Origin of the sequence: Sorangium sp. So ce406, assembly GCF_051474675.1 — a bacterium.
Taxonomy (GTDB): Bacteria; Myxococcota_A; Polyangia; order Polyangiales; family Polyangiaceae; genus Sorangium; species Sorangium cellulosum_G.
This window is the reverse complement of record NZ_CP150340.1, coordinates 11225469-11236254: the sequence shown is the minus strand read 5'-3', so window position 1 is coordinate 11236254 and position 10786 is coordinate 11225469. Positions and strand designations below refer to the sequence as shown.

Annotated in this window: 11 protein-coding genes; 5 read left to right on the top strand and 6 right to left on the bottom strand. The window is 74.2% G+C overall.

All coding sequences use genetic code 11. The annotated features are described in order from the left end of the window. Positions 1-3: 3 nt before the first annotated feature. The 4 genes from WME96_RS42290 to rpe form a co-directional block, all read right to left on the bottom strand. Positions 4-1098, bottom strand: a complete 1095-nt coding sequence (locus WME96_RS42290; protein WP_437287196.1) for an enolase C-terminal domain-like protein — start codon at positions 1096-1098, stop codon at positions 4-6. Positions 1099-1112: 14 nt separating this feature from the next. Next, positions 1113-2900 (bottom strand): thiamine pyrophosphate-requiring protein, encoded by a 1788-nt coding sequence (locus WME96_RS42285; RefSeq protein WP_437287195.1) that lies wholly within the window; start codon positions 2898-2900, stop codon positions 1113-1115. Between the two features lie 279 nt (positions 2901-3179). After that, entirely contained in the window at positions 3180-4604 is a 1425-nt protein-coding gene (locus WME96_RS42280) for a hypothetical protein (protein ID WP_437287194.1), read from the bottom strand. Between the two features lie 17 nt (positions 4605-4621). Next, positions 4622-5335, bottom strand: a complete 714-nt coding sequence (gene rpe / locus WME96_RS42275) for a ribulose-phosphate 3-epimerase (RefSeq protein ID WP_437287193.1) — start codon at positions 5333-5335, stop codon at positions 4622-4624. Positions 5336-5508: 173 nt separating this feature from the next. Here rpe and WME96_RS42270 point away from each other — a divergent pair, with 173 nt between their 5' ends. Together WME96_RS42270 and WME96_RS42265 are read left to right on the top strand one after the other, a co-directional pair. Next, positions 5509-5943: a GNAT family N-acetyltransferase gene (locus tag WME96_RS42270; protein WP_061619055.1), complete on the top strand. Its 435-nt coding sequence runs from the start codon at positions 5509-5511 to the stop codon at positions 5941-5943. 343 nt (positions 5944-6286) lie between these two features. Further along, complete coding sequence (locus tag WME96_RS42265) at positions 6287-6790, top strand: cyclic nucleotide-binding domain-containing protein (RefSeq protein ID WP_437287192.1); 504 nt, start codon at positions 6287-6289, stop codon at positions 6788-6790. Positions 6791-6829: 39 nt separating this feature from the next. Here the strand turns inward: WME96_RS42265 and WME96_RS42260 are convergent, their stop codons facing one another. Both WME96_RS42260 and WME96_RS42255 read right to left on the bottom strand, forming a co-directional pair. Further along, positions 6830-7273, bottom strand: coding sequence for a hypothetical protein (locus WME96_RS42260; protein ID WP_437287191.1), 444 nt, complete (start codon positions 7271-7273; stop codon positions 6830-6832). A gap of 155 nt (positions 7274-7428) precedes the next feature. Further along, positions 7429-7857 carry a hypothetical protein gene (locus tag WME96_RS42255; protein ID WP_437287190.1) on the bottom strand — a complete coding sequence of 143 codons (429 nt, stop codon included), beginning with the start codon at positions 7855-7857 and terminating at the stop codon, positions 7429-7431. A 233-nt stretch (positions 7858-8090) separates the two neighbouring features. Between WME96_RS42255 and WME96_RS42250 the strand changes: the two genes are divergently transcribed. The 3 genes from WME96_RS42250 to WME96_RS42240 are packed head-to-tail and all read left to right on the top strand — an operon-like array spanning position 8091 to position 10734. Then, on the top strand, positions 8091-8786 hold the full coding sequence (locus tag WME96_RS42250) for a YggS family pyridoxal phosphate-dependent enzyme (protein ID WP_437287189.1): 696 nt from the start codon (positions 8091-8093) through the stop codon (positions 8784-8786). Next, positions 8783-9349, top strand: a complete 567-nt coding sequence (locus WME96_RS42245; RefSeq protein WP_437287188.1) for a TlpA family protein disulfide reductase — start codon at positions 8783-8785, stop codon at positions 9347-9349. The genes WME96_RS42250 and WME96_RS42245 overlap by 4 nt, the downstream gene beginning before the upstream one ends. Continuing rightward, a complete protein-coding gene (locus tag WME96_RS42240) occupies positions 9346-10734 on the top strand; it encodes a replication-associated recombination protein A (RefSeq protein ID WP_437287187.1) in 1389 nt (462 codons plus the stop codon). Before WME96_RS42245 ends, WME96_RS42240 begins: the two co-directional genes overlap by 4 nt. The last annotated feature ends 52 nt before the right edge of the window (positions 10735-10786 follow it).

Genomic DNA, 10786 nt, shown 5'->3' with positions numbered 1-10786 from the left:
GACTCACACCGCGAAGCGCTCGGCGTCCGCGCGCCGGAGCGAGAGGCCCATCCCGGGGCGCGAGAGGTCCGGGGTGAGCGCGCCGCCCGCGGGCGCCGCCGCGCCGTCGAAGAGCATCCGCTCGATGCGGACGTGGTCGTGGAAGAACTCGAGGTGCGCGAGCCGCTGCACCGCGCACGCGGGGTGCAGGTGCAGCGACGGCGCGCAGTGGCCCGACAGGTCGAGCGAGCGCGCCTCGCACAGCGCCGCGGCGGCGAGGAAGCCGGTGATCCCGCAGCGGCTCGCGTCCGCCTGCAGGACGTCGACGGCGCCGGCGTCGAGCATGCGGCGGAAATAGACGAGATCGTAGCCGTACTCGCCCGCCGCGACGTCCATGCCGGCGGGCGCCCTGTCGCGCACGAGGCGCAGCCCGTCGAGGTCGTCCGAGGTGACGGGCTCCTCGAACCAGCGGACGCCCTCGCCGGCGAACCTCTCGGCGAAGGCGAGCGCCTGCTTGCGCGCGTAGGCCCCGTTCGCGTCGACGAACAGCGCGGCTTCCGGGCCGATCGCGCGCCGCGCCGCGCGGACGCGCGCGAGGTCCATCCCGGGGTCGCGCCCCACCTTCATCTTCACGCGCGGGATGCCCGCGGCCACCCAGCCGCCGAGCTGCTCCGCGAGCTCGGCCTCCGTGTACGAGGTGAACCCGCCGCTGCCGTAGATGGGGACGCGGTCGCGCGCCGCGCCGAGCAGCACCGCGAGCGGCACCCCGAGCAGGCGGGCCTTCAGGTCCCACAGCGCCGCGTCGACCGCCGCGACCGCCGTCTGGGTGATGCCGGGCCGGCCGAGGTTGCGGATGCTCCGCACCATGGCGGCCCACGCGCCCGGGACCGCCATCGCGTCGCGCCCGCGCACGACGCCGGCGAGCTTGTCGGCCACGAGCCGCGCCGCCGCGACGTCGGCGTACGTGTAGCCGAGCCCGCGCTCGCTGCCGGCCGACGCGTGCACGACGACCAGCGTCGTCTCGCGCCACTCGAGCGTGCCGTCCGACTCCGGCCGGTCGGTCGGGATGATGTACGCGGCCACCTCGATCCGATCGACCGGGACCGCTGCGCGCTGCATCGGCTCGGCCATCATCAACCCCGGTGCGGGATCCAGCTCTCGATCATGTCCCGGTACGCCTGGCGGATGATCCCGCGCCCTCCCGGGTCCCCCCGGAGCAGCGCCGTCGTGAGCATCCTCGCCTGCTTCACCGTGATGTGCGGCGGCAGCGGCGGGACCTCCGGGTCGGTGACCGCCTCGACCACCACCGGCCGGTCGACCCGGAAGGCCTCGTCCCAGGTGCGCGCGACCTGGTCCGGGCGGTCGATCCGCACGCCCGAGAGCCCGAGCGCCTCGGCGTAGGCCGCGTACGGGAAGTCCGGCAACGTCTGGGACGCCTCGAGCTTGGGGTCGCCGTTCATCACGCGGAGCTCCCAGGTGACCTGGTTGAGGTCGCGGTTGTTGAGCACCAGCACGACGAGGCGCGGGTCCTTCCACTCGCGCCAGTACTTCGCCACGGTGACGAGCACGTTGATGCCGTTCATCTGCATCGCGCCGTCGCCGACCAGCGCGACGACCGGGCGGTCGGGGTAGGCGAACTTGGCCGCGACCGCGTACGGCATCCCGGGGCCCATCGTCGCCAGCGTCCCCGAGAGCGAGGCCATCATGCCCTCGCGGATCTTGATGTCGCGCGCGTACCAGTTCGCCGACGAGCCGGAGTCGGCGGTCAGGATGCACCGGTCGGGCAGCCGCGGCGACAGCTCCCAGTAGACCCGCTGCGGGTTCAGCGGATTGGCGTCGTTCATCGCCCGCGCCTCGAGCACCTTCCACCAGTCGGCGACGCTCTCCTCGATCCTGCGCCGCCACGAGCGGTCGGTCTTGAGCTTGAGGTAGGGGATGAGCGCCCGCAGCGTCTCGGCGCTGTCGCCGATCAGGTTGACCTCCATCGGGTAGCGCAGGCCGAGCATGCGGCCGTCGATGTCGATCTGGACGCCGCGCGCCTGGCCCTCCTCCGGCAGGAACTCCGGGTAGGGGAAGTTCGAGCCGACCATGAAGAGCGTGTCGCAGGTCATCATCATGTCCCAGCTCGGCTTGGTGCCGAGCAGGCCGATCGCGCCGGTGACCCAGGGCACGTCGTCGGGGAGCGCCGCCTTGCCGAGCAGCGCCTTGGCCACGCCGCACCCGAGGATCTCGGCGACGCGCGCGACCTCGGGCGCGGCGCCGAGGGCGCCCTGGCCGATGAGCATCGCGACCCGCTTGCCGGCGTTGAGCGCGTCGGCCGCATGCCTCAGATCCTGCTCCTTCGGCACCACGCGCGGCGAGCAGTAGCCGAGGCCGCTGTGCACGGTGCCGTGCTTGTGCGGGGGCTCCTCGACGGCGTCCATCTCCTGGACGTCCTTCGGGACGATCACGCACGTGACCGTGCGCTCGGCCCGCGCGATGCGCATCGCGCGGTCGATGAGGTGCCGGATCTGCGCGGGAGAAGACGCCATCTGCACGTACTCGTGCGCGACGTCCTTGAAGAGCGTGACGAGATCGACCTCCTGCTGATAGTGCCCGCCGAGCGCGGCGCGGTCCTGCTGGCCGACGATGGCCACGACCGGCTGGTGGTCCAGCTTCGCGTCGTAGAGCCCGTTCAGGAGGTGGATCGCGCCGGGCCCCGAGGTCGCCAGGCACACGCCGACCTGGCCGGTGAACTTCGCGTGGGCGCACGCCATGAACGCGCCCATCTCCTCGTGCCGCACCTGGATGAACCGGAGGTCCGGAACGCGGTGAAACGCGCCCACGATGCCGTTGATGCCGTCGCCCGGATAGGCGTAGACGCGCCGGACGCCCCACGCGACGAGGCGCCTCAGCAGGAACTCGCCGACGGTCTGGGCCATGAGTCTCCCTCCCCGCGAGCTCGAACGTGAGCCCGACCCGGCGAGGCGTGCGACATCCGTGCCGCCTCGCCGCGCCGCGCGCTGCGTGCGCGGTACGTGCCACGGTTGCGCGTGCGAGCGGCCGCTGCGCGCGCGGGCGCGGGTGATGCATTCCGGGGCGCGCCGGGCGCGCGCGCGCCGGCAGGTCGAGCGGCGCGAGCGGCTACAGCCCGATCATGTCTCGATGGCTCACCGCCCCGCCGCAGGCCCCCGAGGCGGCCGGGCGAGAGGCATGACCTGCTACTTGCGGCTCGCCCCCACCCCGCCCTTCATCACCTCCGCCAGCCACGCCTTCGCGCCGGCGCACGTCCCCACCGCGCTCACCTCCCCGCCCCCGCGCCGCTCGTACGGCCCCGCGACGATCGCCACGTCGCTCCCGCGCGCCGTCCACGCGATCGGCCCGAGCCCCGCGCGCCGCTGGCACGCTTTCCCGAAGCGGCGCTCGATCACCTTCCCCGCCTCCGCCGCGTCGACCGCGCTGTCGAACCGCAGCCGCCACGCCAGCGCGAACTCCCTCCGCGTCGGGTCCTGCGCGTCGTCCCGCCGCGCCACCGCGAACCTGTCACCGCCCCACCCCGCCGCGGCCCCGATGGCCGCGTCGCGGTGCGCGTACGCCGCGAACGCGATGCGCAGCGCCTGCTCGCCCATCACGTCGTCGAACACGACGCGGAACCCTGGGCCGAGCGCGGCGGCCGTCGGGACCGCGACCTCCACGGCGGGCTCGCGCGCCGCGAGCTTCTCCGGGTGCAGCAGCTGCTCGGTGGTCTCCGGCAGCGCGCGCCACACCGCGTCCACGGAGGCCCAGCCGCCGTCCCGGCGCAGCGCCTGGACGAACTCGAAGCCGTCCGTGTACGGCGCGCCCAGCGACTCCTGCAGCACGAGCGGCGTGTCGCCCACGGACGACAGCGCCGTCGACATCGCCACGAGCTTCCGGAGCATCGACCCGTCGACCTGGAACGCCGAGCCGACCAGCACGTCGAACATCGCGCTCATCGCCTCGCCCTCGACGAGCGCGTGCGAGGCCGCCAGCCGGTCGCTGTCGCCGGCCTTGAACTCGAGCAGCTTCCCCAGCGAGAAGCTCTGGTCCTGCAGCGCGTGGACGAGCTCGTGCGCCAGCGTCTCCTCGGCCTCGCTCTCGCTGAGATCGTCGACCAGGTACATCGTCTGGTCGTCCGGCTCGTAGAAGCCCGCGATGCGGCCCTCGAGCAGGCGGTACATCCCGGCGGTGAAGTCGTAGTCGGCCGGGATGAGCTCGAGCGCCGCGAGCACCTCGCGCTGGTGGTCGAGCACGCCCTCGGGGATCTCTCGCTCCACGTGCGCGCGGACCCGCTCGAGGATCTCGCCGCGGGCGAGCACGCGGCTCCGCACCTCGCGGAGCACCGGCAGCCCGCGCGCCTTCGCGACGAGCGCGAGCACCCGCGCGACCTCTTCCTTGGTCAGGCGAGCCTCTTCCTCGTCGATCTCGCCCTCCACCGGACCTGCGCCCTCCGCCGGAGGGCGCGCCGCCGGCGCCGCGGGGCGCGCCGCGGCCTGCGCCCGCGCCGGCGCCGCGGGCGCGCTCGTCGGCGTGCAGCCGGCCAGCGCGCCCGTCCCGACGAGCGCGGCCCCGACCACCGCGGCGACCGCCGCCGCGCGCCCCGCGCTCGCTCCTCCGCGTTCACCCATCACCCCGCCGCGCTCGCTCACGACGGCGCCCCGGCGGGCGCGCGGATCGCGCGGATCGCCTCCGCGTACCGCGCCACGCGCGCGTCGAACGGCAGCTCCTCCCCCGGCTTCACCGTGCCGAACACGGCCGCGCCGGCGACGAGCGCCCTCGCGCCGGCGGCGATCACCTGCCCGGACGTCGACGGCGCGATCCCGCCGTCGACCTCGAGCGTGATGTCCAGGCCCGCCTCATCGATCGTCTGGCGCAGGCTCCGCAGCTTGGTGAGCGCCCCCGGGATGAACCGCTGCCCGCCGAACCCCGGGTTGACGCTCATCACGAGCACCAGATCGAGATCCGGCAGGACGTGCCGGATCGACTCCTCCGACGTGTGCGGGTTCAGCACGACGCCGGGCCGCGCGCCCGCGTCCCTGATCTGCTGCAGCGTCCGGTGCAGGTGCGGCGACGCCTCGACGTGGACCGAGATCCGATCGGCGCCGGCGGCCGCGAACTCGGCGACGTAGCGCTCCGGCTCCACGATCATCAGGTGCACGTCGAGCGGAAGACGCGTCGCGGCACGGACCGCGCGAACGATGAGGGGGCCGATCGTGATATTCGGTACAAAACGGCCATCCATCACGTCGACGTGGATCCAGTCGGCGCCGGCGGCCTCGGCGGCGCGCACGTCCTCGGCGAGGCGGCCGAAGTCAGCGGACAAAATCGACGGAGCGACGATGATTCCTTCGTGACGCACATGCTAGCGCTAGCAGGCGTGACGCGCGGCGGCTAGCGAGGCAGCCACGAGCGCGCTTACGGGGAGGCCGTCGCGGCTGCTAGGCTGCGGTGGTCTGCGCGAGGCGCTCGTGTCCTGTGCGCCGCCGCAGCAGATCCGAGGCACGATCCCGAACCGCTCGAGTGAGGTGATGCATGGAGACACGGCCGCTGACGAAGCCCGACTACGACCGGATCGTGGGCGAGATCGATCGGTGGTGGGCGGGCCCGACCAGCGCCCTCGCGCACCCCATCTTCTTCTACGAGCTCGGCCGTCTCGCCCGCGTCGTCGAGGATCACGGCCTGCTTGTCGGCTTCCTCCTCGGCTTCAAGTGCCCTGACGCGGCGGTCGGCTACGTGCACCTCGTGGGCATTCACCCCGACTACCGCCGTCGCGGGGTCGGTCGGATGCTCTATGCGGCGTTCGAGGAGGACTGCCGCCGCGAGGCGTGCCGGCAGCTCAAGGCGATCACGACCCTTGGCAACGAGGGCTCGGTGCGCTTCCACGCGGCGGTCGGCTGGTCGGCGGCCGAGGTCGAGGACTACGCCGGACCTGGGCGTCCGCGGATCGTGTTCACCAAGGATCTCTAGGGGTGATCGCACGCGGCGCGATCAGCGGTGCGACGGCCACGGCGCGGTCGCGGTGCGCGCGCCGATCGCCCGATCACGCTGTGCGCGCGCCGCGCGCGTCGGGTCGCGCGGCGCGGGTCGGACATCGGGCGGGGCGCCGCGCGCATCTCACGAGGGCGAGCGTTGACGTCCTCGTGTCGCGGCGTACGCTCTCGGCGGGAACCATCGGCTCGAGGCCGCGAGGTGGAGCGATGCGAGAAGGCGAGCATGTTGGCGCGGTGTTGGTGGGCGGCGTCGGGTCGCCGTCAGGCGGCGTGGGATCGGCCGACGGGACGGTCGCCGCGGGCGCCCTCGGAGCATCCCAGTGAGCCGGAGACCTGAGCTGGTCGCGCAGCTCCGCGAGATCGGCCTGTTCGGCGGCCTGGGCGACCACGTCCTCGAGGGCCTCGCCGACACGCTGGAGCTGGTCGAGCTGCAGCCCGGGGCGGTCGCCTTCCGCGAGGGCGACAGCGGCCGCGAGATGTTCGTGCTGCTCGCGGGCGAGATGGAGGTGCTCAAGCGCTCCAAGCGCGACGTCGAGGCCCGGGTCGCGGTCCTGGGGCCGAGCGACTGGTTCGGCGAGATGTCGATCCTCGACGTCATGCCCCGCTCGGCGACGGTCCGAGCCATCGCCCCGTCGCGCCTGATGCGCGTCACCGCGCACGACCTCGACGCGCTCTACCGGCGCGATCTCAAGTCGTACACCCTCCTCGTGCTGAACATCGCGCGCGAGATGTCGCGCCGTCTCCGCGTGGCGGACAGCCTGCTCGCCGAGCTCGTCGCCAACATGCTCGACGAGTACACGCGGCCGCGGCGCCCGGGGATCTGAGCCGGCGCGAGCGCCAGGGTGCTCAGCGCACCCGTCGCGTCACCCGCCGCCTTCTCCGATCACACCACCGGCACCACCGCCGGCGCCGCCCGCACCGCCGGCGCCGCCCGCACCGCCGGCGCCGCCAGCGCCTCCCTCGCCGCCGGCACCGCCCTCGCCGCCGGCGCCGCCCTCGCCACCGGCACCGCCCTCGCCGTTGTCACCTGCGCCGCCAGCGCCGCCCTCGCCCCCCGGGCTGGTCTCGCCGGAGGTGCCCGTGCTGCCGGCTCCCGTGGAGGTGGCGCCGGTCGGGCCCGCCTCGCTGCCGAGGCCGGGGTCGTCTCCGTCGGTGCCGCCAGCGGCATCTCCACCGCCTGCCCCGGTCGCGCCGACGCTCCCCTCGCAATCGACGCAGCCGATATCCGTGATCGGAGGCTCGGGCTGTGGGTTGAAGCCACAGCCCGCGAGCACCATCCCGAATCCAAGGACGACAAGCTTACGCATAAGCCCTCTCCTCATAGCACCCTGCGCATTTCCTGCCGCTGCGCAGCGCTCTCGTCCGCCGGGAGGGCGGCGTCCAGCGCGATCATTCTCTGCCCTGGCTCGCCTTACCATGCGCCGCGATCGGCGCCGACGTCAGGGTCGCCCGGCGTGCCTGCTCAGCCGCAGACCACGCCGCCGGCGCCTCCCCCGCCGCACGGCTCGCCGTCCCCGCCACCCGCGCCGCCGGCACCACCCTCGCCGCCGGCACCACCCTCGCCGCCGGCACCACCCTCGCCGCCGGCGCCGCCCTCGCCGCTGGCGCCGGCCTCGCCGCCTTGCCCTCCCGCGCCCGTCCCGCCGCTGCCCGTGGCATCGCCCCCGGTGCTGTTGCCCCCGGAACCGGAGCTGCTCGATCCGACCGGACCGCCGCCCCCGGCGCCCGTCGCGGCGCCCGCACCCGTCGAGCTAGCGCCCCCTGTGCCGGTCACCGCCGGCGGCGTCGGGTCGTTGTCCCCACCGTCCCGGAACGGCGGTTCAGGTTGCGGGTTGAACGTGCATCCAACCGCGAGCAGCAGGGTCAGGCTAAGGAACAGCAGGCTTCGCATGGCAGGTGCGTGCAACCTCGCAATCCACATGCCACGCGATACCACACGAAAATCTCCGGAAGCAGCGCGATCCCCCCGCTGCCGAGGGGGCCCTCAGGCACACTCTGGCACGCCGGCCGGGCGGATGGATCCGACACCCCGCGCTGGCCTCGGGTCGCGAGCGCGCTGCCGGGTCCGCTGCAGGGAATGCACTTGCGTGTCCACGGCGGCCGCCCGCGGTATCGTGCGCCGTGATGTCGGAAGACCTGGGGAACATCGCGTCGCGGCTCGAAGAGGTGCGGCGCCGGATCGCCAGCGCCGCGGCGCGGGCGGGGCGCAGGCCGGAGGACGTCCGGCTCATCGCCGTGTCCAAGGAGAAGCCCGCCGAGGCGATCCGCGCCGCCTACGCCGCCGGGCAGCGCGATTTCGGCGAGAGCTACGCGCAGGAGCTCGTCGAGAAGGCCGAGGCGCTCGCCGACCTGGACGGGATCGTGTGGCACGCCATCGGCCGGCTCCAGCGCAACAAGGCGAAGCTCGTCGCGCGGGTCGCGCAGGTCGTGCACGCGGTCGACCGCGACGAGCTCGCCGTCGAGCTCGACCGGCGCGCGGCCGCGACCAACCGCACGCTCGACGTGCTGCTCGAGGTCAATGTCGGCGGCGAGGCCTCGAAGGGCGGCTGCACGCCCGCCGAGCTCGCGTCGCTCCTCGGCGCGGTGGCCCGGTGCGCGCACCTCCGCCCGGTCGGCCTGATGACCATCGCCCCCTTCCTCGAGGACCCGACCGACGTCCTCCCGTTCTTCGCGCAGCTCCGCGCCCTGCGCGACGCGCACGGCGGCCAGGGGGCGCTGCCCGAGCTCTCGATGGGCATGTCGCACGATTTCGAGGCCGCCATCGCCGAGGGCGCGACCCTCGTCCGCGTCGGCACCGCGATCTTCGGGGCTCGCGGGTGAGGTCCGCCGCGTCGCGCCTCGGCTCGGCCATCGCCGCCGCGACGGCCGCGGCGTGCGCGCTCCTCGCGCTCGGCTGCGGGCCGGGCGCGATGCCTGCGTCCGTGCGCCACCCGCTCGTGGGCAGCGCCGCGCCGGAGTTCCGCGCGGAGTCGACGGCGGCGCTCACCGTCGGCGTGCCCGGCACGCGCAGGACGCGGGTCACCGTGATCGACTTCTGGGCGTCCTGGTGCGCGTCGTGCAGCCGGACGATGCCGGCGCTCGACCGGCTGTGGCGCGACCGCAAGGCGGACGGGGTGGCCGTCATCGGCGTGAACGTCGACGACTCGGAGGCCGCCGCGGAGGCGGCCGCCCACGAGCTCGGCGCGACGTTCCCCATCGTCGCGGACCTCGATCAGCGGCTCACCGGGACCTACGGCGTCGCGCAGGTCCCCCTGACGTTCGTCGTCGACGGCGCGGGCACGGTGCGCTGGGTCGGGCGCGATCCGGAGGGCGCGCGCCGCGCCGTGGACGTCCTGCTCTCGGAACGGTCCTCTGACGCGCGCGCGCGGTCGGTCTTCGAATGAGCGCGGCGCGCGGCGGCGGCGGAGCGCGGCGGCGGCCCGCGGGCGACGAGCCGACCCTCTTCGACGCCGCCCGGCAGCGCGATCCCGAGCTCAGGGCCGCGGTGCCCCTCGCCGAGCGCATGCGCCCCCGCACGCTCGCGGATATGATCGGCCAGGGCCACCTCCTCGGCGAGGGCAAGCTGCTCGCGCGCGCGATCGCGGCCGACCGCATCCCCTCCATGATCCTGTGGGGCCCCCCGGGCGCCGGGAAGACAACGCTCGCGCGCGTCGTCGCGCACACGACGAACGCCCGCTTCGTCCCCTTCAACGCCGTGCTCGGCGGCGTGCCGGAGCTCCGCGAGATCCTCGCCCAGGCGCGCGCCGCGCGCTCGTACGAGGGCAAGCGGACGATCCTGTTCGTCGACGAGATCCACCGCTTCAACAAGGCCCAGCAGGACGCGTTCCTCCCGCACGTCGAGGACGGCACCATCACGCTGATCGGCGCGACCACCGAGAACCCGTCGTTCGCCGTGAACGCGCCGCTGCTCTCCCGGTGCAAGGTCTTCCGGCTCCAGGGCCTCGACGCCCCGGAGCTCGTCGAGCTCCTGCGCCGCGCGCTCGAGTCGCCCACGGGGCTCGCCGGCGCGGTGACCGCCGACGACGACGCGCTCTCGGCGATCGCCGCGCTCGCGCAGGGCGACGCGCGCAGGGCGCTCACCACGCTCGAGATCGCCGCGGACGAGGCGGCGCGCGCGGGCGCCGCCACGATCACGCGCGAGCTCATCGCCGGCGCGAGCGAGCACAAGACGCTGCTCTACGACAAGGCCGGCGAGGAGCACTACAACGTCATCAGCGCCTTCATCAAGTCGATGCGCGGCTCCGATCCCGACGCCGCCGTCTACTGGCTGATGCGCATGATCGAGTCGGGCGACGACCCGCTCTTCTTGCTGCGCCGGATGATGATCTTCGCCTCCGAGGACATCGGCAACGCCGACCCACGCGCCCTGGAGGTCGCGGTCGCGGCGGACGCCGCGTTCCGGCGCATGGGGATGCCGGAGGGGCTCTACCCGCTCACGCAGGCGGCGCTGTACCTCGCCACGGCCCCGAAATCGAACGCGTGCAAGGCGGCGTGGCAGACGGCGCAGGCCGCCGTGCGCGAGCACGGCGCGCTCCCGGTCCCGCTCACGCTGCGCAACGCCGTCACCCGGCTGATGCGCGACGAGGGCTACGGCGAGGGGTACCGCTACGCGCACGACGAGCCGGGCGGCGTCGCTGTCGGCGAGACCTACCTGCCCGAGCCGCTCGCCGGCAGCCGGTTCTATGAGCCGACCGATCGCGGCTACGAGCGGACCATCGGCGAGCGCCTCCGCCGCATCCGCGGCGAGGGCGGGGGAGAGGGCGGCTGAGGGGGCGAGGGCGGCCGAGGCGCAGCGCCCGGCTTCACCCGGCGCGGCCCGC

Bases quoted from the DNA above. Each gene is read 5' to 3' on its own strand.
- WME96_RS42290 (WP_437287196.1), bottom strand. From the start codon at position 1,098: ATGCAGCGCGCAGCGGTCCCGGTCGATCGGATCGAGGTGGCCGCGTAC.
- WME96_RS42285 (WP_437287195.1), bottom strand. From the start codon at position 2,900: ATGGCCCAGACCGTCGGCGAGTTCCTGCTGAGGCGCCTCGTCGCGTGG.
- WME96_RS42280 (WP_437287194.1), bottom strand. From the start codon at position 4,604: ATGGGTGAACGCGGAGGAGCGAGCGCGGGGCGCGCGGCGGCGGTCGCC.
- WME96_RS42270 (WP_061619055.1), top strand. From the start codon at position 5,509: ATGGAGACACGGCCGCTGACGAAGCCCGACTACGACCGGATCGTGGGC.
- WME96_RS42260 (WP_437287191.1), bottom strand. From the start codon at position 7,273: ATGCGTAAGCTTGTCGTCCTTGGATTCGGGATGGTGCTCGCGGGCTGT.
- WME96_RS42255 (WP_437287190.1), bottom strand. From the start codon at position 7,857: ATGCGAAGCCTGCTGTTCCTTAGCCTGACCCTGCTGCTCGCGGTTGGA.
- WME96_RS42250 (WP_437287189.1), top strand. From the start codon at position 8,091: ATGTCGGAAGACCTGGGGAACATCGCGTCGCGGCTCGAAGAGGTGCGG.
- WME96_RS42240 (WP_437287187.1), top strand. From the start codon at position 9,346: ATGAGCGCGGCGCGCGGCGGCGGCGGAGCGCGGCGGCGGCCCGCGGGC.